Source organism: Halobacillus sp. Marseille-P3879, from assembly GCF_900240285.1.
Lineage (GTDB): Bacteria > Bacillota > Bacilli > Bacillales > Halobacillaceae > Halobacillus_A.
The window spans coordinates 1,192,772-1,214,971 of the sequence record NZ_OESS01000001.1 but is presented as its reverse complement, the minus strand read 5'-3'; the positions used below and the strand labels follow the sequence as shown (position 1 = coordinate 1,214,971).

Annotated in this window: 21 protein-coding genes; 6 read left to right on the top strand and 15 right to left on the bottom strand. The window is 40.6% G+C overall.

Going from position 1 to position 22,200, the window contains the following annotated elements:
- Positions 1–38: 38 nt before the first annotated feature.
- From nadA to nadB, 3 genes are read right to left on the bottom strand one after another with little or no spacing between them, the layout of a single operon-like run.
- Entirely contained in the window at positions 39–1,145 is a 1,107-nt protein-coding gene (gene nadA, locus C1A12_RS05990) for a quinolinate synthase NadA (RefSeq protein WP_304441614.1), read from the bottom strand.
- Positions 1,099–1,992, bottom strand: a complete 894-nt coding sequence (nadC, locus tag C1A12_RS05985; protein ID WP_101842917.1) for a carboxylating nicotinate-nucleotide diphosphorylase — start codon at positions 1,990–1,992, stop codon at positions 1,099–1,101. The genes nadA and nadC overlap by 47 nt, the downstream gene beginning before the upstream one ends.
- Positions 1,973–3,526 (bottom strand): L-aspartate oxidase, encoded by a 1,554-nt coding sequence (gene nadB, locus C1A12_RS05980; RefSeq protein ID WP_101842916.1) that lies wholly within the window; start codon positions 3,524–3,526, stop codon positions 1,973–1,975. The genes nadC and nadB overlap by 20 nt, the downstream gene beginning before the upstream one ends.
- Before the next feature lie 89 nt (positions 3,527–3,615).
- On the opposite strand from nadB, the gene C1A12_RS05975 reads away from it, so the two are divergent.
- The 3 genes from C1A12_RS05975 (at position 3,616) to C1A12_RS05965 (ending at position 7,975) form a co-directional block, all read left to right on the top strand.
- Positions 3,616–4,734 carry an IscS subfamily cysteine desulfurase gene (locus C1A12_RS05975; protein WP_101842915.1) on the top strand — a complete coding sequence of 373 codons (1,119 nt, stop codon included), beginning with the start codon at positions 3,616–3,618 and terminating at the stop codon, positions 4,732–4,734.
- A 102-nt stretch (positions 4,735–4,836) separates the two neighbouring features.
- A complete protein-coding gene (locus C1A12_RS05970; RefSeq protein WP_235001542.1) occupies positions 4,837–7,296 on the top strand; it encodes an alpha-amylase family glycosyl hydrolase in 2,460 nt (819 codons plus the stop codon).
- 331 nt (positions 7,297–7,627) lie between these two features.
- Complete coding sequence (locus C1A12_RS05965; protein ID WP_101842913.1) at positions 7,628–7,975, top strand: general stress protein; 348 nt, start codon at positions 7,628–7,630, stop codon at positions 7,973–7,975.
- 158 nt (positions 7,976–8,133) lie between these two features.
- On the opposite strand, the gene C1A12_RS05960 is transcribed toward C1A12_RS05965, so the two are convergent.
- From C1A12_RS05960 to C1A12_RS05920, 10 genes are all read right to left on the bottom strand, one after another.
- Positions 8,134–9,177 carry a galactitol-1-phosphate 5-dehydrogenase gene (locus C1A12_RS05960; protein ID WP_101842912.1) on the bottom strand — a complete coding sequence of 348 codons (1,044 nt, stop codon included), beginning with the start codon at positions 9,175–9,177 and terminating at the stop codon, positions 8,134–8,136.
- A 17-nt stretch (positions 9,178–9,194) separates the two neighbouring features.
- On the bottom strand, positions 9,195–9,350 hold the full coding sequence (locus C1A12_RS21210) for a hypothetical protein (RefSeq protein WP_200816552.1): 156 nt from the start codon (positions 9,348–9,350) through the stop codon (positions 9,195–9,197).
- A 27-nt stretch (positions 9,351–9,377) separates the two neighbouring features.
- Complete coding sequence (locus C1A12_RS05955; protein ID WP_101842911.1) at positions 9,378–10,409, bottom strand: zinc-binding dehydrogenase; 1,032 nt, start codon at positions 10,407–10,409, stop codon at positions 9,378–9,380.
- A gap of 16 nt (positions 10,410–10,425) precedes the next feature.
- Positions 10,426–11,685, bottom strand: coding sequence for a galactitol-specific PTS transporter subunit IIC (locus C1A12_RS05950; protein ID WP_101842910.1), 1,260 nt, complete (start codon positions 11,683–11,685; stop codon positions 10,426–10,428).
- 48 nt (positions 11,686–11,733) lie between these two features.
- Positions 11,734–12,018: a PTS sugar transporter subunit IIB gene (locus C1A12_RS05945; RefSeq protein WP_101842909.1), complete on the bottom strand. Its 285-nt coding sequence runs from the start codon at positions 12,016–12,018 to the stop codon at positions 11,734–11,736.
- Between the two features lie 18 nt (positions 12,019–12,036).
- Positions 12,037–12,321, bottom strand: a complete 285-nt coding sequence (locus C1A12_RS05940) for a PTS sugar transporter subunit IIB (RefSeq protein ID WP_101842908.1) — start codon at positions 12,319–12,321, stop codon at positions 12,037–12,039.
- Positions 12,322–12,335: 14 nt separating this feature from the next.
- Positions 12,336–12,809, bottom strand: a complete 474-nt coding sequence (locus C1A12_RS05935; RefSeq protein ID WP_101842907.1) for a PTS sugar transporter subunit IIA — start codon at positions 12,807–12,809, stop codon at positions 12,336–12,338.
- A 22-nt stretch (positions 12,810–12,831) separates the two neighbouring features.
- Positions 12,832–14,892, bottom strand: a complete 2,061-nt coding sequence (locus C1A12_RS05930) for a BglG family transcription antiterminator (RefSeq protein WP_101842906.1) — start codon at positions 14,890–14,892, stop codon at positions 12,832–12,834.
- A 218-nt stretch (positions 14,893–15,110) separates the two neighbouring features.
- The gene (locus C1A12_RS05925; RefSeq protein WP_101842905.1) at positions 15,111–15,767 is read right to left on the bottom strand and encodes a carboxymuconolactone decarboxylase family protein; all 657 of its coding nucleotides are present in this window, start codon (positions 15,765–15,767) and stop codon (positions 15,111–15,113) included.
- Positions 15,768–15,961: 194 nt separating this feature from the next.
- Positions 15,962–18,145, bottom strand: a complete 2,184-nt coding sequence (locus C1A12_RS05920) for a YhgE/Pip domain-containing protein (RefSeq protein ID WP_200816551.1) — start codon at positions 18,143–18,145, stop codon at positions 15,962–15,964.
- A 166-nt stretch (positions 18,146–18,311) separates the two neighbouring features.
- Between C1A12_RS05920 and C1A12_RS05915 the strand changes: the two genes are divergently transcribed.
- The gene (locus C1A12_RS05915; RefSeq protein ID WP_101842904.1) at positions 18,312–18,881 is read left to right on the top strand and encodes a phospholipase D-like domain-containing protein; all 570 of its coding nucleotides are present in this window, start codon (positions 18,312–18,314) and stop codon (positions 18,879–18,881) included.
- A gap of 2 nt (positions 18,882–18,883) precedes the next feature.
- Here C1A12_RS05915 and C1A12_RS05910 read toward each other — a convergent pair whose 3' ends face one another.
- Positions 18,884–19,342, bottom strand: a complete 459-nt coding sequence (locus tag C1A12_RS05910; RefSeq protein WP_101842903.1) for a hypothetical protein — start codon at positions 19,340–19,342, stop codon at positions 18,884–18,886.
- A 100-nt stretch (positions 19,343–19,442) separates the two neighbouring features.
- The gene (locus tag C1A12_RS21055) at positions 19,443–19,610 is read right to left on the bottom strand and encodes a hypothetical protein (RefSeq protein ID WP_159462148.1); all 168 of its coding nucleotides are present in this window, start codon (positions 19,608–19,610) and stop codon (positions 19,443–19,445) included.
- Between the two features lie 179 nt (positions 19,611–19,789).
- On the opposite strand from C1A12_RS21055, the gene C1A12_RS05905 reads away from it, so the two are divergent.
- The gene (locus tag C1A12_RS05905) at positions 19,790–20,911 is read left to right on the top strand and encodes a M14 family metallopeptidase (protein WP_101842902.1); all 1,122 of its coding nucleotides are present in this window, start codon (positions 19,790–19,792) and stop codon (positions 20,909–20,911) included.
- A 233-nt stretch (positions 20,912–21,144) separates the two neighbouring features.
- The gene (locus C1A12_RS05900; RefSeq protein WP_101842901.1) at positions 21,145–22,185 is read left to right on the top strand and encodes a M14 family zinc carboxypeptidase; all 1,041 of its coding nucleotides are present in this window, start codon (positions 21,145–21,147) and stop codon (positions 22,183–22,185) included.
- Positions 22,186–22,200: the final 15 nt, after the last annotated feature.

The window sequence follows — 22,200 nt, the reverse complement described above, 5'->3', positions numbered from 1 at the left end:
TACATTGGTTCAAAGTAGAATGGTGTGATTTCATACTGTTAAGCATTATACAGCATCCGTTTAAGTGCCTTATTGGCATCGTGGGCTGTACCTTTATCCACTTGAATTCGATTAACCGGCTTTCCTTCTGCTATAGATTCAAGAGACCATGTTAAGTGGGGGAGGTCAATCCGATTCATCGTCAGACATGGACACATATTAGGATTTAAGGATATGATGTGCTGGTCCGGGTGCTGGCGGATTATCCTGTTCACCAAATTCATTTCTGTCCCAATTGCCCAGGAGCTTCCTGGAGAAGATTGAGCAATAGTATCAATGATGTAGTTCGTGGATCCGGCTTCATCAGAAAGTTTAACGACCTCTCTTCGACACTCAGGATGCACAATTACTTTCATAGAAGGATGCTTTTTTCGAACTTGATGAATGTTTGCTACAGTGAAATTCTCGTGCACAGAACAATGACCTTTCCATAAGATCACCTTTATATCATTCACATCTCCTTCATACACTAGTTCTTCCTTTATTGGATCCCATACGGCCATTTCTTTTAATGGAATGCCTAGCTTATAGGCTGTATTTCGTCCGAGATGCTGATCCGGTAAAAATAAAATTCTTTCTTTATGGTTAAATGCCCACTTCATCATTTTCTCAGCATTGGAAGAAGTAACAGTGGCTCCACCATGTTTCCCTACAAATGCCTTTATAGCCGCTGTAGAGTTAACATACGTTAATGGAACGATTGTATCGTTAAATTTACTCATTAACTTTTCCCAAGCCTTTTCAGTCTGAGCAAAGTCTGCCATATCAGCCATCGAACAGCCTGCACGCATGTCCGGGAGGTATACTTCTTGGTCTTCTCTCGTTAAGATATCTGCTGTCTCAGCCATAAAATGAACCCCGCAAAAAACTATAGCCTCAGCTTCTTGTTGGCTGGCAGACATTTGAGCAAGCTTCAAAGAATCTCCACGTACATCCGCAAATGAAATGACTTCATCTTTTTGATAATGGTGCCCCGGCAGAAATAACTTACCTCCCATCGCTTCTTTAATATTACGTATGCGGTATGTAAGTTCATCTGCATTCATCTGCTTGTATTTTTTAGGTAATGTTGGTGTTGAAGCCTCCATAGTTTGAAAAATGTTCACTTTCCATTCCTCCTTTTTTATTGATGGTGTTTAAACTAATATCCAAAGATTCAACTGAATGAGTTAAACAGCCTAAAGAAATGTAGTCAATTCCGCAAGACCTGTAAGCCGAAAGGTCGTCTATACTAATTCCCCCTGATGCTTCAGTTGTAATAGGAGAAGGTATTAATTCAATAAATCTCTTTATCTCATCTACGTTTCGGTTATCAAACATAATGCAATCCACACCTGCTGACACCGCCTCTCTTACCTGAGCTTCATTCTCAGTTTCCACCTCAATCTTCACCATATGTCCCAACCCATTTCGCAGCTGCTCCACAGCCTCAGTAATGGATCCAGTACACGCAATATGATTATCTTTAATCATCACCGCATCATACAGTCCGTTCCTGTGATTAAACCCCCCGCCCATTCTGACCGCATATTTCTCGAACATTCTAAGTCCGGGGGTGGTTTTACGTGTATCACATATTCTTGTATGGGGGCTTTGCAGATTATTTACAGCACGGGCAGTTAAAGTGGCAATTCCACTCATACGCTGAATCAGATTTAATATCACCCTTTCGCCTTTTAGCAAGCTGGACTGCTTTCCTTTTACATGGGCGATAATTTCCCCGGGAACGACTGGTTCACCATCTTTTTTCAAGAGTTTAACTTCTACTGACTGATCCAGGAGTTGGTATCCTGCTGTAATAACGTCCCCGCCACAAAATACTCCGGGCTGCTTAACTAGAAACTCTCCTTCGGACTCAACGTTTTTAAATAAGAAGTCACTTGTTATATCCCCGTCCCCTATATCCTCTATAAAAAACAGTTCAAGGGATTGCTTAAGCTTTAACTGATTCATAATTCTCCCTCGTTTCTTTTGTTTGAATAATATGGTGGTCTAGCCATTCCTCTGATTCAAACGGAAAATCACTTCTATAATGCCCCCCTCTGCTTTCGGTACGCGTTAAAGCAGCCTCGGCAATTAAATAGCTGGTTTGAAGCATCGCGATAATTGTCCATTGACTTTTCGTAAGCCGGGCGAAGTCCACTTCCACCCATTTCTCAAGCCTAAAAGATTCTATCCAGCTTAATAGGTGACGCAACGATTCTTCAGACCGAACAATACCTGCATTCTCCATCATTTGATATTGAATGTCTGTAATACCCGGTAAAAAAAGGTTTGATTTATCTTGTTCAGCTTTACCTGCTGAAACTTTATTTGCCTTAGGGGAAGATGGTTGGGCCTCTATATATTCGGCAAGTTGTTTTCCACAAACTAAAGCTTCAAGTAAAGAGTTACTAGCCAGACGATTAGCCCCATGGAGCCCTGTACAAGCTGTTTCACCAATAGCATACAGCCCAGGTACATTTGTTCTGCCGAAATGATCTGTCTCTATCCCTCCCATAATAAAATGGCATCCTGGAGCAACGGGAATTTTTTGATGGACTCCATTACGGCGACACAATTGAGCGACTGTCGGAAAACGCTGTTCGAAGCGAGCAATGGAGCGAACATCCAGAAAGACACGTTTCCCTTTTTTTAATGAGTGATAAATAGATTGTGCTGTTATATGACGGGGAGCCAAGTCCCCTAATGGGTGAATCCCTTCCATAGTGTTATTATTATCATCATCTACAAGCTTTCCGCCTTCACCCCGGACAGCTTCCGAAACAAGTCCTTTAGTCTGTCCATTGCAGTAAAGAAGGGTAGGATGAAATTGAACAAACTCCATATCCTTTATCTTTGCTCCTGCCCAATATGCCAATGCGATCCCTTCTCCTGTAGCCTGCTGCGAGTTGGAAGTAAAACGGTATAACTGACCAGCCCCTCCTGAAGCCAATACGACATGAGAAGCAACGAAAGTATGTATTTTTTCTTTACCTCCGAAAGATTTCACACCAAAACAACGACCTTCCTTGTTGACAAGCAGTTCACGAACTTGTTCATTTTCTACTATGGAAACATTAGATTTCAGCCTCTTAATTAAACAATCAACAATGACTTCACCTGTCCGATCGCCTCCCCCATGAACAATTCTGGCATGACTGTGAGCTCCTTCCTTTCCAAGCTGCAGTTTGTTGTTTATATCAACATCAAATTTGCAGTTGAACTTCGTAAGCTCCTGCACCATATTTCCAGCTTCTTTCGTAATACTTCGAACAACTGGTTTGTAGTTGATTTTCCTTCCTGCTTCAATTGTATCCGCATAATGAAAACCAGGGTGATCATTGGAATCTACTGCGGCTGCTATACCTCCTTGAGCTAAAGAAGAATTACTATCTTTCATATCAGACTTTGTGAGAATAATCACATTTAAATGTGTGGGAAGATGAACTGCAAGCTGCAATGCAGCAATCCCGCTGCCAACAATAATGACATCAAATTCCTTCATTATTTTCCACCTTTTCTTACATGTGTATTGACACTTATATTTACATATATTTAAATAGATTACAAGAGTTTTTTAAAAGGGGATTTAAAATGAGATATTTTGATTTTGCTTCAACCTGTCCGATGAGTAACGAAGTTTTACAAACTTATATAAAAGCTTCAAAAGATTTCTATGGAAATACAAGGAGTCTTCATGATGCCGGTACAAAGGCAGATTCTTTGATCGAACATTGCCGTACGACACTAGCTGGATTGATGGGGATTTCACAAGATGGGCTCACCTTTACCAGCGGTGGAACTGAAAGTAATCTATTAGCAATGGATGCTCTCATTGGCGCAAAAGGCGGGAAACACGTTATTATTTCTGCCGGCGAACATTCATCGATTAAGAATTTTACGGCAAAGCTTAGCAGGCAGGACTTTAAAGTGAGCGAAGTTTCTTTAACAACAGACGGAACGGTAAACCTTGAAGAATTAAACAGCCTTATCCAGGAAGATACCTGTCTCTTATCCATCCAACATGTAAATTCAGATACAGGAAGCATTCAGCCTCTCGATAAAATTTACGAGATGTGTCAGGATAATAATATTTTACTGCACAGTGACTGTGTCCAGTCGTTTGGTAAAATTGATATAAAGGCTGTCTCTTCACTAACGGACAGCTTTTCCATTTCCAGTCATAAAATTTATGGTCCAAAAGGAGTTGGTGCTTTATACATCCGACCATCGATTTCTGCTCCTCCATATTTGCCAAATGTTACTCATGAGAATGGTAGACGACCAGGAACTTTAAATACTCCAGGAATCACAGCTTTTACTACTGCGTCTGAGGTAAGACTGTCAAACCTTTCCTCTTTCCAATCCCATATTCAAAATTTAAAGAGTGAATTTTTCCAGAGTATCGAGAAAATAAAACATAAAGTAGAAGTAATAGGTCCAGAAGAAATTACACCTGTACCAATTATCGGACTTTGTCTAAAAGAAACGGATGGACAGCATGTCATGCTTGAAGCAAATCGCAGAGGGTATTGCTTTTCCACAGGAAGTGCCTGTCAGGTAAGGTCTAATGGTCCTTCCCCGACTTTATTAGCTATGGGCTTTAATGAACAGAAAGCTCATACTTTTATTCGTATTTCTTTTGGTGTTGAAAATACGTGTGAAGATGTAAGAGACCTGGCCGAGGATTTAACAGATATACTTGGCCATTAACTAAAATCAACCTAAAGTCTTATGTATAATTAACTATAGACTTTTTATAGTAAGTTCTATATTATGAAAGCGATTACACTATGGAGAGGATGGGATGATATTTTGAAACATAATCTTTTGAGACTTGGGTTGCTGCTTTTTTTATTAATTTTTGCGCAATCGGTTGCGCAAGTTGCGGTAAGTGCTGACGAGAGCTCTTACGATTCTATGGTTATAAGAGGGAATGCAGAGTCCCTCGATTGGTCATCCAACAACAACCCGCTTACATACAACGAAGATGAAGGGAAGTGGCGGACTGATCCCATTGAACTTAAAGGGGGAAAAATGATTGAGTTTAAATATGTTTACGACGGGACGTGGATGGAAGGCAGTAACCTCGAATTCACTCCGCCCCAGGATGGCGACTATGTCTTCACCTTTGACCCTGATAATGAGCGAAGCATAGATGTAAAGCTTGCAGATACTTCGTCCGGCAGTCTTACATTAAACTTAAAAGTGCCTGAGGAGACCCCGGATTGGGTTACTCCTACTGTCGCCTCTAATAAAAATGATTTTAATTATTCCGTCAGTCCAATGAAAAAAGTAGATGGTGACACTTTTCAATTAGAAGTAAGGGGAGAAGCAGGAGACACACTGGAATATGTTTACAGTCTTGGAGGCAAATCTTACAAAGAAGAGATCAATTCCAATCGTGAAGCTGTTTTCACCAAAGACAATAAAGAGTATAAAGACGTAGCGGCAGGCTGGGAGACCATTCCTGTAGCTGAGGATGTCTACCATGACTTCAATCATGAACCATATACGCCCGATCAGCACGATAATGTTACACTTAAAGTAACTGTGAAGCATTATGGCCCTATAGATGAAGGTGCTGTGTATTACACGACGGATGGCTCTTCTCCGGACGGTAAACGAGGAGAAGCAGACAATGGAAAGATGGCTCCTTTAATAATAAAAGAAACTGACACAAACGAAGAAGGATTACAAACCTCTGTATTCGAAGGGACCATACCAAAGCAAAAGAATAAAACAAGAATAAAATATAAGACAGATGTCTGGAACTCAGAAAGTTCAGGTTCTCAATTTGCAGATAACAATGAATTAAGTTCCGAGGAAGCTACGGAATTTGCTTTTTATGTTGATGAGTATGAATCTCCAGAGTGGGCACAAGAATCAATTATTTACCAGGTTTTCGTTGATCGTTTTCATGATGGTGAAGAAAGCAATAACACTTCAGTGGATCCATCCCTGCCTAAAGAGGAGCAGTTAAAAGGATGGATGGGAGGAGACCTCCAGGGAGTAATTGAAAAGCTAGATTACATTGATAGTCTCGGAGTTAATACGTTATGGGTTTCTCCTATTTATGAAGGTCCCTATTCCCACGGTTACCATCCGACTGACTTTTTAAATATTGATGACCATTTCGGAAGCAACGAACTGATGAAGGAACTAGTGAAGTTGGCACATAAAAAAGATATGAAGGTCGTTTATGATTTAGTCCCTAACCATGTCTCAGAACAGCATAACTTCTTTCAGGATGCTGTGGATAAAGGCGAAGATAGTGACTACTACGACTGGTTTACGTTTACAAATTGGCCAAACGAGTATGATACATTTGAAGGGGTTCAGGAACTTCCCGAACTAAATAACGATAATGCAGACACAAGAGAATATATGCTTGATACGGTTGTACCCTTTTGGATGGACGAAATTGGGGTGGATGGATTCCGTCTTGACTATGCAAAGGGACCTAGCCACAGTTTCTGGGTCGATTTCCGTCACGAAGTAAAACAAGAAAATCCTGAAGCCTTCATATTTGGAGAAGTATGGGATGAACTTGATAAGATTAACTCTTATACCGGAAAACTCGATGGAGCCATTGACTTTGAGACCCAATCAGCTATATACGATGCTATGATTGACGGCAATAGTATGAACGATTTCGGAACTTCCCTTGAGACGATCTTTGATTCTTACCACGACGAGTTTGTGCCAGCCACATTCTTAGATAACCATGATATGCCACGCTTTATCTATGAAGCGGAAGGTGATATTGATACTGTAAAAAATGCAGCTGCCCTGCAGTTTACGCTCCCGGGAGCACCTATTATATACTACGGCGACGAGGTAGGTCTATCTCAAAGCGGGGACCATAACCTTGTTGATGAATGGAAAGATCGTTACTACCGTGAAATGATGCCGTGGGATGAAGAAGACCAAAACTTAGATTTGAGATCACATTATCAGAAGCTAATCCAAATTAGAAAAGACCATCCAGCATTAACCAGAGGTGAATTTGACGTCATCCATACAGAAGAAGATATACTCGTCTATGAGCGAACCTTGCCTCAAAATAAAATAGTGGTAGTCGTTAACCAGGGAGAAAAAGACCAAACGATTGATTTATTCGACCTCTACAACCAACAAACACCAAACAATGTCAAACTTCTTCCCCTGCTTAATGAGAAAGAACAGAGAAGCCAAAAAGGTGAGCTTCCCCTTACTATTGAGACTCAATCCGTGGAAATGTACGAAGTGAAAGGAAAGCTTAAAAGTAATTAATGGGCCCTTGAGGCTGGAACAAAACTGAATAAAGTATAAAATAATCCGGACGGTTTTATTAAAATCAGTTCGGATTATTAATGTGCCATGAAAAATGTTTTATCATCGCTCCGTCCAAACACTTCGCTTTCCTGCGTGACCTTTGACTCGCGCTATTCCAGAAGTGGTCTTAAACATTTTCCCTACGCTAATAATCTTTGTTCACTTTTTGCTATCATTGCTTTCCGTATGTGCCAGCTCTCTATCTCATGTCCTTTCTACGTTTTAAGCTAATACAAGGAGGGAAAAGTGAATAGTAGATTTCAAACTATAAATTAAGGAGTAGATCACTATGCCATTTATTCAAGAGTATACAAATGATGAAAATTTAATGGAGGATGTGAAAAAACTTCAGCATAATGGAGTAAATAGTAAGGACATTTACATCCTTTCCCACGATGATGATCGTACAGACCGTATCGCAAGTAACGTCAGCGCTAATACCATTGGTTTATCAGAGCAGGATGTAAAAACGGTAGTGAGTAATATATTCAACAAAAAAGGAGATGAGTTGAGAGCCAAGCTTCAGGAGATTGGGTTTTCTGATGAAGATGCCAGTGAATATGAAGAAGATATGGACGAAGGAAAAGTTCTTTTAATTGTAACAAGTGATAAAAACGTAGAAAGTCTTTTAGTATAACAGTTCTGCCTTAAATGGCAGATTCAGCTTGTGGAGAAACCCCTGTTCCTCCGCAAGCTTCTTTCTTGCCGCCAGGAGCGAACCCCTCTTCCCTTTCCGTGCCCGAGCTTCCGTGCAAAAGGGAAGGGGCTTTTGTTATATTGGGAGGCCTCGGTTCGCTAAGGAATAAAAAGAACTTTTACATACGGTCCTTTTTTATTAACCAATCGATCAAAGGTTTCTGGTCCTTCTTCCAATTTAAGTCTATGGGAAATCATCGGTTTTACATTTATCTGACCCGTATTCATATAATGAACACTCGCTTCCCATTCTTTCCCGGGAAAAGGTGAGGAAATCGCATTCCATGAACCTAGAACTCTCAATTCATTACGTACGATTCTTTCAAAATAATACCGTTCTATCTGAATGTCAGCATAAGGAATCCCCATAAACACCACCTCTCCACCTTTTTTGGGTAGAGCAAATATTTGTGAGGATGTTATCGGCGACCCGGCTGATTCAACAGCGAGATCTACACCACGACCATTTGTATGATCACTAACTTGTTCATGAGCCGGTTTATTCAGTGAATTAATTAACACCTCTGCTCCTACTTCTTTCGCTGCTGCAAGTTTTGTGTCATCAATATCGATAGCATAAACTTTCTTTGCTCCGAAGATTTTTGCCCATTGAATGGCAAGTAAACCAATACTGCCGCACCCCATAACGGCTACTTCCTCTCCCGGCTCCATAGTGGTTCGATAGAAGCCGTGAGCTACGACGGAGGAAGGTTCGATTAAGGAAGCTGTTTCAAAATCTACATGATCAGGCAAAGAAATTATGTTTTCTACCGGGAGTTTTACATATTCTGCATAGGATCCTGGATGACGTGCTCCTATTACCGTAAGGTGTTCACAGCGCGATAATTCCCCCTTTTGGCAGCTTTCACATTCTCCGCAATAATAGGTAGGACATCCAGCTACACGGTCACCGGCATGAATATGAAAAACCTCCGGACCAACTTCAACTACTTCACCAGAAAATTCATGGCCAAACGTCATTCCTTCTATATAAGGGCCGAGCTTTTTATACCGGGAGATATCAGAGCCACATATCCCTACCGCTTTCACTTTAATAATGACATCTGTTCCACTCTCGATAATTGGTTCTTTTGTTTCTTCAAATCTAATGTCTTGTATGCCATATAAATTGAGGGCTTTCACCTTCTCTCCCCCTTCCGCTAACTCGTTGTTTCTTGAGCCTTCTTATTCCTTAGATAAATTTTATAGATAGCCGCCCCTACAATGAGCGTGTTAAATATCGCCTGGTATTCAAAGTAAAAATCACCGATACCTCGCATTGGTCCCAGCATAAAATCCAGTAGTGCCTCAACCATTTTAGAACCTCATTTCTGTTCATTAGATTATTCCACCGGCTTTAATAACACCTTAATCGCTTCGCCGCTTTTTATGGCATCGTAAGCCTGCTGCCATTGAGTAATATCATACTCGTGTGTAACCATCGCTTTTGCGTTGACACTGCCGTTGTTCATTAATTCCAGGGAGGGCTCCCAGTCAGCTGACTTTTGGCTGCGGCTTCCAACCAAACGGATCTCTTTTTGAATAATTTTCTCCAGGTCAAAGGGCACTTCAGGTTGAGCAAAAATTCCGACCTGGGCGTACTGACCTTTTTTGCGCAGGAGATCAAGTCCCTGTTTGGCTGCTGGTGCTGCACCTGAGCATTCAAAAACTACATCTGCTCCATAGCTGTCGGTTAAATTACTAACCAACTCTTTAATATCTTCTACTTGTGTGTTTACTGCATAATCTATTCCGATTTCTTTCGCTTTTTCTAAACGAACCTTATCATTAGTAAGTCCGGTAATCAGCACTGTAGCTCCAAAGCTTTTTGCGACTTGGGCAGTAAACAGTCCAATAGGGCCCGGACCAATCACCACCACAATATCCTCTTCTCTAATGTCGGTTTTCGCCACTGCGTGATAAGTGCAGGCCAGTGGTTCAGTCATTGCTGCCGCCTGAAAGTCTACATGTTCAGGAAGGTGATGGACGCTGTCCTTACGAGCAACCAGATATTTAGCAAATCCACCATCCTGTTGAGTACCCAATCCTTTCCGAGAGTTACATAGATTGTAGTCCCCTGATTGACAATACTCACACTCTCCGCAAATGTAGAACGTCGTTTCAGAAGTTACACGGTCACCTGGTTTAAATTCCGTAACACCTTCTCCGACTTCAACTACTGTGCCTGAAAATTCGTGTCCTAAGGTGACGGGGGCAGCTACTTTATAATGCCCCTCGTACGTATGAATGTCTGAACCGCATATTCCAGCATACTTCACTTCAATTTTCACCTGATCTGGACCAACAACTGGAACTTCTTTATCTTGTAGTTCTAAATGTCCAAACCCTAATTCGGTCTTAACTAAAGCTTTCATGAACATCCCCCCTGAATTAATTAAATAGAGCAAATACTTTATAAATGATCCAGTTTACTAGATTTCCGCCCTGGTCAATGCTAGAAATGCGTGCAGATCCTTCAGGCATATCAAAATCAGCATTTTGTGCCATATCTGTAAAAATCGGTGCAACATCTGTTGCTAAATATAAAGATAGTGCAATCATGACGGTGCCTACGATCACAGAATGAACTATATTTCCTTTTGCCGCGCCAACAATAAAAGCTACAATGAACGGGATCGTTGCTAAGTCCCCAAAAGGAAGCAGGGCATTTCCGGGTAAAATGACAGCTAACACAACGGTTACTGGTACAAGAATAAGTGCTGTGGATATAACGGCCGGATGTCCAAGAGCGACTGCAGCATCCAAACCGATATATATTTCTCTTTCACCGAACCGCTTAGACAGCCATTCACGGGCAGATTCGGAGACCGGCATTAAGCCTTCCATTAAAATTTTCACCATCCGCGGCATCAAAACCATTACGGCAGCCATTGCCATTCCGATTTCAATCACTTCACCTGCACCGTAACCAGCAAGAATTCCTATAGCAGATCCTAAGAACAACCCGATAAAGATCGACTCTCCGAAAACACCAAAGCGTTTTTGAATCGTGTCTGGATCGGTATTCCAGTTCTTAACACCAGGCACCTTCTGCAATAACTGAACCAAAAAGATCCCTGGAGCATAAGAGATCGTACTTCCTGTCGCGATTGATACACCTGGCAATTCGTAGAATTCGCTTACCATCGGCGCTGTCCAGTCCGCCACTTTCAGACACACGATCTGGAATAAGACAGCAGCTATTAAACCTTGTACGATACTTCCAGAAATCGCATAAACCATTGCAGCCATAAAGGTATAGTGCCAGAAATTCCAAATGTCTACGTTCATTGTTTTTGTCGTTTTCGTTAGCAGCATGACCACGTTCACAACTAATCCTAAAGGGATAATAAAAGCGGCAACTACTGAAGCCCAAGCAATCGAAGACGTTGCAGGCCATCCCACATCAATAACATTTAACTCGACACCTAAGCGATCTACCATTCCTTGTGCAGCCGGCCCCAGGTTGTTTACTAGTAAATCTACGACTAAGAAAATACCGACAAAGGCTACTCCAATCGTTAATCCCGACCTGAAAGCTTTCCCGGGCTTCTGTCCAAATAGTAATCCTAATAGAAAAATAGCAACGGGCAAAATTACAGTAGCACCCAAGTCCAAAAATGCTTGAACACCATCTACAAAACCTTGCATAATTCATCCTCCCTCTACTCAAAAATTCACTTCAGCTTCCCTTGCTTTTTATTTCTTTAACTCTTCAAGGATTTGTTTTTTTGTTTCTTCGGTTCCAATTCCAGTTAAGAAGGAACGAGCATTAATTACCGGGAAGTTATACTCTTTTTTTGTCATAGCTGTCGTAACAAGAAGATCTGCAGTTTCCTCATATCCCCCTACCTCTGAAATTTTTATTTGTACTAAATCCACCTTCAGATCATTTTCTTTGGCCATATCTTCAATCGCTCCATTCACAACTGTTGATGTTGCAATTCCTGCTCCACATGCCACGAGTACCTGCTTTTTTTTCATAACCTTTCAACTCCCTTTTTATTTTTTTAGTTCATTAAGAATTTGTTTCTTAGTTTCTTCTGTTCCAATGCCTGTTAGGAAAGAACGAGCATTTATTACTGGGAATGGGTATTCTTTCTTCGTCATGGCTGTCGTCACGAGAAGATCTGCCGAGTCTTCGTAACTCCCCACTTCCGAGATTTTAATTTGAACAGGCTCTACCTTCAGGTCATTTTCTCTGGCAATCTCTTCAATCGCTCCATTCACAACTGTAGACGTTGCAATTCCTGCACCACATGCGACTAGTACTTGTTTCTTCTTCATTTATGAAAACCTCCTTATAATTGGGTCAATTTCAATTTCTCTTCGATGAAATTCTTTATGTTCTCTTTACTGTTTTCTTCAACTAGATATTTGAGTGTTTCTTCGTTCTGAAACAGCTGCATCAGGGTTTGTAATAAGGTCAGTTGGGAATGGGATTCATTCATAGCGAGCAGAAATATAATTCTTACTGGAGTCGTCTCGCTGTCATCTCCCATCACCCCAAAATCCACTGGTTCTTTAAGAATCCCTATGCTGATCGTCTTATGAATTACGTGTTCAATATCTGTATGAGGAATGGCGACAGAGTAACCTTCTGTGGGAAGGCCGGTTGCAAATTCTTCCTCTCTTTCTAAAATGGCTTCAATAAAGCTGTATTTAACTAATCCTTTTTCTACAAGATTGGTACTCATTTTTTTTAAAACCTCTTGTTTTGTTGAGTAGTCTAAATCCAGCAGGATGATGGATTCATCAAAGAACAGTTCTTTCAATTTCTTCACCTCTATATGTGGTCTAATCTTTTGAATAACTCGTTAGAATGTCGTAAATTTCTTGCACGGAACCTGCATGAATAATTCGGTCCAGGTCAGCTTGAGAACCTGCCAGCTTCATCAGCTGCATGAGAGCATGAATGTGCTGCTGCTTATCGACTGCTGCAATAACTATAATTAGGTTTACCGTATACTCTTCATTGAATTTCACACCCTTACTTAACCTCAATAGACTCATCCCTACCTCATTGACACCCTCTTCAGGTGCAGCATGAGGAATAGCAATATTAGGTCCGATAATGATATAAGGATCGCGTTCCGTGTTATTGATCATAGCTTCTACATAACTTGAATCTATTTGGCCTTGATGAAGCAAAGGACGGGCACCTTCTTCAATGGCTTTCTCCCAAGTGACAGCAGAATGTCTGAGCGTAATATGCTTAGGTGTAATAAGTTCATTTAAATTTAAATCTCTGTGTCTGGATCTCTGTGTTAAAGAAGAAGTTTCATCGCGATTGATATAAGCCTCTAATTCTCTTGATAAATCTTTCTCGTTGTGAATGACCGCATGATTTTTTATGATATCCATCAGATGATTCACTTGAATATCGTCGGCAATATAGCCATGGAGATCGAGCATCACCTGCTTCCTCAATCGATATTTCTCTTCTTGATCAAGAAATGCTTTTGTCACAAACAATCGTTGATCTGTTTCCAAGGGAGTAGCGGAGAATACGATATCGTAAGCCAACCCATAGTTGAGAAACTCTCTAACTGATAGTGAATCGAGAAAGATGAATTCAGGAAATAATTCTTTAAGCTCGTTGAACATCAGCCGTGAAACAGAGACCCCTTTCGGACATACAACGATAGCCTTGACTTTTTCCTGAATGCTGTCACCCTGTCGCGTCATCCAGCCCCCGATCAACATCGTAATAAAGGCAAGTTCATTGTCAGGAATTTCCTCTCCGATCAACTTCTTCAATGGAGCGGTTGACCTTTTCACTAGATGATGCAGTTCTTTAAATTCCTTACTTAAGGTCTCCTGCACTTCCATTGTTTCAGTCAGCTTATATTTAATTCTGTAATAGGCTGGCTTAATATGTTGAAGCAGTTTAGTCACCAGCTGTTCACGTTCCTGCAGGTAGATACATGCACTCTTCTCAAACTGACGGACCATCTGATCAATCGCAGTCATTAAATTCGGAACGGCATCGTTTTCGGATAAATACTCTGACCAGTAAACATTTGCGGTCAGCAGGTGCAGCGTCATAAACAACCGTTCCTGCACCGGGATCTCTTGTCGTTCATGAAATATTTCTTCAGTTGCTAAATATTCCTTCGTATCCGATAACTCTTCATACGTTATGGAAAATGAGGTCACCTGTTTTCCCTGGTCAATTCTCTTTAAAATTAAACAAAGTATATAAGGCATTGTTGCTAACTTTTCATCTGTAAATTTAAGGTTAAGCTTGGATTCGACCTTTTCAATCCGCTCGTTGATGTTCTCAAGTTCTGCTTCTTGAATACCAGCGATTTTTTTAACCTGTTCTGTTCCGCCGTTTAGCTGCAATATTTGATAAGTTACATTGATCAGCAGCTTTCTGATTTGAAATTCTTTTCCTTCAAGCAGGTAACCTGATTTTCTTGTATAACGCATCATTAACTCATAATCACCAAGAAAACGCTGCACCTTCTTTAAATCACTGAGAACGGTATTCTTGCTGACCAGAAGCTCACTTGTAAAATGACTGAGGGAAAGCTCCTCATCACTGCTTAGCAGCATCATCAAAATAAAATAAACACGCTGTTCCTCTGTAAAAAGCGGATCATCTATCGTATTTACTTCCTCTTCTGCACTAAGCAGCATCGTAAAAACAGACTGATCAATGATGAAATGACCTTGCCGCGTTCTTTCAATTACCGGGAGGTTTCTGGCCATTAACCATTCATTAATTTTGTTAAAGCTGTAACCAAGCTGACGACGCGATATATCGTATTTCTTCTCCAGAACCATACTAGTCACCCTGGGATTACTGATCAGTTCATCCAGTATTTTTTTGCTTCGATGACCAAGCGACAATTTAATCCCTCCTTCTGATAAAAATCTTAGCACTGCAACCTCCATTATTGAATGCGCTTTCATCCCAAATGAGCGGACATTTAATGTACAACATAGTGATTTACATTAAAAATCCCAGCTTACACATTAATTTATCAGCATTTTTCGACAAATAAAGAATCTAAAAAAACCCCTATTTTGTTTGACCAAAATAGAGGCTTTGTGAAGATCTCCATATCTTATTCAGTGTCATACGCATTTAAAGCGTTCACAGAATGGGCAAGAGCTGAGCCAGCTTTCAACGCAGTTGCTACAAATATACTTTCGGCGACTTCTTCCTTAGAAGCACCCTGCTCTTTTGCTCCATTCGTATGGATATCGATACAATAAGGACAGCCTGTAGTATGTGCTACAGCGACAGCAATCAATTCCTTCTCTTTTGCGGACAGGACCCCCGCTTTCATCGCTTTTTTATCAAAATCCATAAAACTTTGAAAGGCTTCCCCGGACAGATCGGCAAATTCTTTGATCTTGTTAAAGTATGATTTCTTGTATAAGTCTTCGGTTGTGCTCTCATAAGCATTTAGTGCATTTACTCCATGTGCTGCTGCAGAACCGGCTTTTAATGCAGCTGCTACAAATATACTCTCGCTCAACTCTTCTCTTGTAACTTCTTGTTTCCTGGCATTATTAACATGAACTTCAATACAATAAGGGCATCCGGTGGTGTGAGCTACTGCGATTGCAATAATCTCTTTCAGTTTAGCTGGAAGCTTTCCCGGTGCGACTGCCTTCTGATCGAACTCTACGAATGCTTTGAATGCTTCCGGCGCTAAATCTCCTAGTTCCGGAAGCCGGTTAAAATAAGATTTTTGGTAGAGGTTGTGGTTACTCATATTAGATCCCACCCTTTGTTTGAATGTAGTGATCATTTTACTGAAAATTAGCATGAATTGAAAGGGTTTAAAATTCTAATGAATGTAAAGGCTTCTTCACCAGTACCGATCCTTGAGCCATATGTTGATGGTAGCAAATCTGTTTCCGAAACAATGATAAAAGCCTGTCGAGTTTTTCGACAGACTTATCATCTTTAATGAAATAAGCCGGATTGTTTAGACTTTTTCATCAAAGCTTGTGTTTTATTGTGCAGCGGCTGCTTAAGGAAAGTCCCTGCCATTAACCCAGATAAACCAAATATTGAGAGAAAAATAATATCTCGATACACTCGCTCCCACACTATTCCACCAACTGCTTCCCTCATTAAGTCAACGGCATATGAAAACGGCAGAAATGGATGGATTGTCTGGAAAAAGTCTGGTAGAAGGGCTACAGGATAAGTTCCCCCTGAACCAGCAATTTGCAGTACAAGTAATACAATTGCCATAGCTTTTCCAGTATCCCCGAAGACTGACACTAGAGTGTAGACGATGGACAGGAACACCATACTAATTAAGATCCCAAATAAAACAAACCAAACAGGCTCTGCGATATCGACCCCAACGATAAAGAGGTCTCCTAGAGTGACTATAAGGGTCTGAAGGATTCCAATACTTATAAACGTTAATAGTTTTCCGTAATAGATCTGCTTCTCAGTAAAGATTTCATTATTTAACACAGTAGTGGCCAGCAAAGAAATTAGTAACAATCCCCCTACCCATATAGCAAGTACGGTATAAAAAGAAGTCATCGCCGTACCATAATTGTCGATCGGAAACAGCCTGTTTTTATTTAACTCTACTGGCTCCGCAAAAAAACTTTGTTCCGCTTCAGGATTGTTTTGCAGGAGTTCGATAATGTCATCAATATCTGTTTCCCCCTGGATTTCACGAATGCGGTCAGCCAGCTCGTTTACTTTTTCATTAACATAAGGATATTCACCTAACAAGTACTCGAGTGTGTTTTTACCTTCCCCTAAGTGATCGTCCGTGTCCATCAGAAGCTGTTCTACTTCGGGAATGGTCGATTGAATATCGACTAAAATGGCTCTTGCATCTGCGAGAGTAGCTTTGGCGGACGCTGCTTCTTCCCTCACAGTCGGTTCAATATTATTATTGTATTCCAGAACAAAGGCATCAATTTCGTTCGTGGCAGCCTCTGCTCTCTCTTTTAATCCGTTGATAAGCGAGTCTGCTTCTCCTTGTTGTTCTGATAGGTAGCTTTGGAGATTCTCACTATCTTCCTGAACGTCTTCCATGTTTTCCCTCACCCCTGTCAACTGATCAAGGGCTTCGTCAATTTGCTGTTGGTTCCTGCGCTGTTGTTCTTCATCTCCTTCCTCTTTTGAATTCTGTTCCTGAAGCTGTTCTAAAGCAGCTTCAGCCGTTTCAATTTTCTTTGTTGATTCATTGATACGATCATCGATTAACCCACTCAGCTGCTCCCCTTCATCCAAATCAATTTCAGAAGAGTCCACATCACTAATAAAATTATTAATTTCTTCTGCTGTACGTTGTACCTTCTCTAAATCCTCCTGAACCTGAGGAGCAATTTCATCGAGACGATTCTCAGCTTCATTTAAGTAAGCAGTCGTATCATCAATTGTCTGAAGACCTTCTCCCGTTACCTTTTCCGCTTCAGGAAGCAATGATTGGGCATTGTTTATAATAGATTGAGCTTCATTGGCATCCTCAAGTGATTCTTCCATTAATTCATAAGCTTCAGGGAGGCTCTCTTCCATTTCAAAGATGTAATTCTCAAAACGTTTAATATCGGGTAAATCATTTTCCAATTCAAGTCCAATATCGTTAAACATGTCAAAAATAACACCGTTTACTGTGGAAATAAATTTACTCGTAATTTGATCAACTATGGTACTGGCTCCCGTTTCAGTGATTTTAGGGGCAATAGCATTCGTTTTTTCATTCACATAATATTCCACGCCTGCTTTTTCAGGCTCGTCATTAACTACGGTTGCAAGCTTACTAGAGAAATCTTCAGGAATAATAACAGCTGCAAAATAATCTCCATACTCTACCTTATCCATAGCTTCTTCCCGACCCACAAACTTCCAATCCATATCTTCATTATCGCGCAGCTGCTTTACAAGTTCATTTCCTACGTCCAGTTCCTCACCTCGAACGGAGGCCCCAGCATCTTCGTTGACAACTGCAACTGGCAGCTGATCTGTCTGGCTGTACGGATCCCAGGAAGCCTCAATATTAAACCAGGCATAAAGCGATGGTAGAATAGTAAGGCCTCCTATCAATATTGCAGCAACCCAATTCGTGCTTATATTTTTTATATCATTTGCGAAAATATTCCATATGTTTTTCATTACTCATCTTCCTGTCTGATATATTATGAATGAACATTCATTTATGTCCAAAATAATAGTATACCATTTTTAGACAGCTTGATGCTCACCGTTTTTTACAATTCAGTGAAAATCGTTATAGGACAATGAACCAGCCTCATAATTATCTGTTAAAGGAGGAATAATTATGGACTGGGTAACTACTGTTGGAACAACTATGGTGTTCGGGACAGCAGCTTATGCAGGTTATCTTCATATGAAAAACGCTAATGCGATTACTTCTATTTTTTCTAAATCGGACCAATCTCCAAAAAATCAACTTATTCAAGTAATAAATGAGGCGAAAAAAAGTCTTGACGTCGCTGTTTTTTTGTTCACCGAAAATGACTTAGCCGCTTCTATCAGCGATGCTGCTGAACGAGGTGTCCGCATAAGACTGGTCACAGACCAAAATCAGGTGAATTATTTACCAAAGCAAAAAGCTAATATAGAGTCGCTTTATAACTCAGGTATTCCTGTTAAAGTAAATCGACATTCCGGCAGTATGCATTTAAAAATCCTGATTGCAGATACAAAAGTGATGACGACAGGTTCTTATAATTTCACGACTTCAGCTGAAACCAAAAATGATGAGGTCCTTGTCACAATAAGGAGTCGAAAAATGGCCAAAGAATGGACCAGCCAGTTTGAGGAGATGTGGCACGATGAAACACAGTTCCAGGCCTGGACTCCATCTGCCTATTCAAAGCAAGCGTGATGTTACTTATTATAGTCCCACATAATCAGCCAATCTCCTTCTTCTTCAGTAACAAATACACTTTGGTAAATATCAAAACGTCCATATTTTCCTTTGAATGTCTGAACCACAGTCATGGAGAAAACTTCCTCTATTGCCTCAGAGTCCTCTTCCATTTTCCAGTCTTTTAGCTTTTCAACATCTTTCACATTGTATGAAAAAGTGGTAACTCCAAAGTGGTTCATAAAGACATGCGCACGATCCTGGATGTAGTGGCCTTTGGAAAATCTGTCTTTCATTTGAGGATGAAGAAGCTGCCAGGAAGAGGAGAAATCCCCTTCCTGCTCGTAAGTATAGAACTCTTCTACAATTTCTCTTGCCTGATGTTGAGGGGAATTAAACAAGAAGAACAGCAGTGTTGTTATTCCTATCGCAATTAAACTAATGAATAGAAAAGGTAAGGTTTTAAATTGGCGTTTCATAACAACGCCTCCTAGAAATAGAGTTTAGGACATTCTATGCGTGTTTAACTCAAGATAGGTAACCATCACTAAAATAAGCCCCCAAAGTTACATGGAGGCTTTAACGATCAAAGTAATATGTATGATTTCGTTTTTTTTCTTTTACTTCTTCAGCATGGTGCTGCTCCACCATCCACTTTATAAATTCTTTCTCCTCAGTCTTTAGCTCTCTTCCCATCTTTTGAATAAAATCATTTTTCAAATCAGTGTACATTTTCTCTTTCCCCACAAAAACCAACCCACCTTCTTCCAACACTATTATATAAAAGTGTATCAAAAATATAGCTTTATTTTTAGTGATAAATTTACTTTCCCAACTATTCCCTCTGATTATTACTTAGACCATGTTTAATCATTAAACTTCCTGGTAATCAAGTAATATCTTTAAAAATTAAGGATGGGATAACAATGCAGGCAGAATTATATTTTTCAAGCACATATGAGGAATCACGTAATGCATTTCGGAAGCTATTGGATGCTGTCAGAAAAAAATGGCCGGCAGCTGAACTGACAACGAAAAAGATTGGTCAGGAGGAAGATTTAACGATTGATACCATTTATTCTGAAGCCCTCCATTCAAATGAGCAAGTTGTTTTTTTCACCACGGGCGAACATGGTATTGAGGGATATGCGGGCGCCGCGGTTACTCAAATGTTTGCTGAGTACTATCTTGATCATCTCGACCCTTCTACAACTGGAATATGTTTAATTCATGCACTTAACCCATGGGGAATGAAGCACATGCGAAGAGTCACTGAAAATAACATTGATTTAAACCGCAATTATTTTTACAACCCTTCTTCTGTCCCTTCTGACATTAACGAAAACTTTGCAGAAAACAGTAAATTGTTTCTGCCAAATGGAGTACTAAAAGATATAAAAAAGGAAAAAGCAGAGCTCTATCACCAATTAAGCAGGGGTATGGCTGATCAAAGTTACCAGGCGATTAAAAAAGCGAAGGGAATGGGTCAATACGAATTTAAGCGGGGTGTTTATTATGGAGGTTCTCAAGAAGAAGAATCCACCGTTTATTTAAAAGAAGTACAACGCCGGCTGCTGTCAACATTTTTCCGAGTGATCCATATGGACTGGCATTCGGCTTTGGGACCAACCAATGAGATTACACTCGTGGTTTCTGAGCATGAGCCTTTAAATGAACAAGAACTGAAGGAAGAATACAGCTTAACTAACATTCAAAAGTTTACTCCTCAAAAAGTTAAAGGAGATTCTACCAACCATTTCTATAAGTTACAAAAAGAAGAATTCCCAAACACTGACTTATTTTCTGCACTGTTTGAGTTTGGTACATTTGGAACAGATCGAGAAGCCGAACTCCGTGAATTTACTACTATTATTCTGGAGAATCAATTGTACTGGGAAGGGGCAGAGGATGAGGAAGACAGAAAGTGGGTGCTAAGTGAGTTATACAATATGTTCTATCCTCAGGAAAAAGAGTGGAAATCTGCAGTAATAAAGGAAGCACAGCTGGCCATTGAGAAGGTTTTAACTAAAGAAGGAGTTCTTAAATAACCGTTCTTGTCATGAAACGAACATGCTTCAGCAACGCTGGAGCATGTTACACTACTTTTCACCCACCATTTTTATCCCTCTGATCGGGACCATCGTCTTACCGCCTTCAAACTCCCCTACTAATCAACTACCCTGAACTGGTACCATGTTATTATTTTCCTGAAATTTGAAGGGATTCCATGATTTTTATTGAAGTGGTCTATACAGCAAATTATGAAGGAGGATGATGAATCATGAGGAAAAAAGTCTTGAGCGCAGCTTTAACAGTAACATTACTGGCTGCCGGGACAGTAACAGGAACGGTCTTAGCGGGTGACAATGGAGCCAATGGTCCTAATTATGGAGGTAATGAGACCATTAAAAATGAACGTCTTCATGATTACGACGAAATGGTAAAGGTGTTAGAGAAGGCTGACAGCCAATCAGAAGCTATGGAACTCGAAACATATGGAGAATCAGTAAAAGGAAGAGACTTGTACTTAGCAAAATTCGGAACAAATGAAGACAATCCAACGGTCTTATTCTTAACCCAGCAGCATGGGAACGAAACGCTGACAACCGAAGGGGCACTTCAGCTGATTAAATCATTAACCTCCAATGGAAAAAACAATCAGGAAATATTAGATAATGTAAACGTTCTGATTGCTCCCCGCTTAAATGTAGATGGAGCTGAGGGGGACGTCAATTTCTCTTTAGATGACTACGTTGCCGGCACCCATACTCGCTATAATGCAAACGAGGTTGATTTAAACCGGGATCATGTGGATCGAGAGCAGCCGGAAACCAAAGCCTTTCACGACAATGTGCTGGCTAAATATAACCCTGATTACATGATTGACCTTCACCATCAAGGAACCCAAACCACTCTAGGGGATTCTGATGAACTGGTTTCAGGTTCGATTCTTTATCCAACTACGGAAAACGTAGACGATGAAGTGCTGGAACGTTCAAAACAGTTAGGATCTGTTGTTTACGAAGCTGTTAGTGACAAGGGGTATGGACTGTTGTCTAAATATCCAGGAGGCAGCGCCGAAACGATCAGCCGAAATGGACTGGCCGTTGAATATGACGTAGCTACTCTTCTCTTTGAAATGCGTGGAATGGCTGATCATGAATACGATGATTATGTACTCGGACAAAAAAGTAACGGGAAGCTGATTCAGCAAGCAGTAACCGCAATGGAAGCAGCACTTGAATCTATCGCTGATGGATCGATTAATGAAGCAGACACCTCCTTCTGGGATGAACTGCCGGAAAGCGGCTATGGAGAGTAAAGCCTGCTGATCCCC

Bases quoted from the DNA above. Each gene is read 5' to 3' on its own strand.
- C1A12_RS05950 (WP_101842910.1), bottom strand. From the start codon at position 11,685: ATGCAAGGTTTTGTAGATGGTGTTCAAGCATTTTTGGACTTGGGTGCT.
- C1A12_RS05910 (WP_101842903.1), bottom strand. From the start codon at position 19,342: ATGAAACGCCAATTTAAAACCTTACCTTTTCTATTCATTAGTTTAATT.
- C1A12_RS05915 (WP_101842904.1), top strand. From the start codon at position 18,312: ATGGACTGGGTAACTACTGTTGGAACAACTATGGTGTTCGGGACAGCA.
- C1A12_RS05900 (WP_101842901.1), top strand. From the start codon at position 21,145: ATGAGGAAAAAAGTCTTGAGCGCAGCTTTAACAGTAACATTACTGGCT.
- C1A12_RS05920 (WP_200816551.1), bottom strand. From the start codon at position 18,145: ATGAAAAACATATGGAATATTTTCGCAAATGATATAAAAAATATAAGC.
- C1A12_RS21210 (WP_200816552.1), bottom strand. From the start codon at position 9,350: ATGGTTGAGGCACTACTGGATTTTATGCTGGGACCAATGCGAGGTATC.
- C1A12_RS05940 (WP_101842908.1), bottom strand. From the start codon at position 12,321: ATGAAGAAGAAACAAGTACTAGTCGCATGTGGTGCAGGAATTGCAACG.
- C1A12_RS05965 (WP_101842913.1), top strand. From the start codon at position 7,628: ATGCCATTTATTCAAGAGTATACAAATGATGAAAATTTAATGGAGGAT.
- C1A12_RS05905 (WP_101842902.1), top strand. From the start codon at position 19,790: ATGCAGGCAGAATTATATTTTTCAAGCACATATGAGGAATCACGTAAT.
- C1A12_RS05955 (WP_101842911.1), bottom strand. From the start codon at position 10,409: ATGAAAGCTTTAGTTAAGACCGAATTAGGGTTTGGACATTTAGAACTA.
- nadC (WP_101842917.1), bottom strand. From the start codon at position 1,992: ATGAATCAGTTAAAGCTTAAGCAATCCCTTGAACTGTTTTTTATAGAG.
- nadB (WP_101842916.1), bottom strand. From the start codon at position 3,526: ATGAAGGAATTTGATGTCATTATTGTTGGCAGCGGGATTGCTGCATTG.
- C1A12_RS05945 (WP_101842909.1), bottom strand. From the start codon at position 12,018: ATGAAAAAAAAGCAGGTACTCGTGGCATGTGGAGCAGGAATTGCAACA.
- C1A12_RS05975 (WP_101842915.1), top strand. From the start codon at position 3,616: ATGAGATATTTTGATTTTGCTTCAACCTGTCCGATGAGTAACGAAGTT.
- C1A12_RS05925 (WP_101842905.1), bottom strand. From the start codon at position 15,767: ATGAGTAACCACAACCTCTACCAAAAATCTTATTTTAACCGGCTTCCG.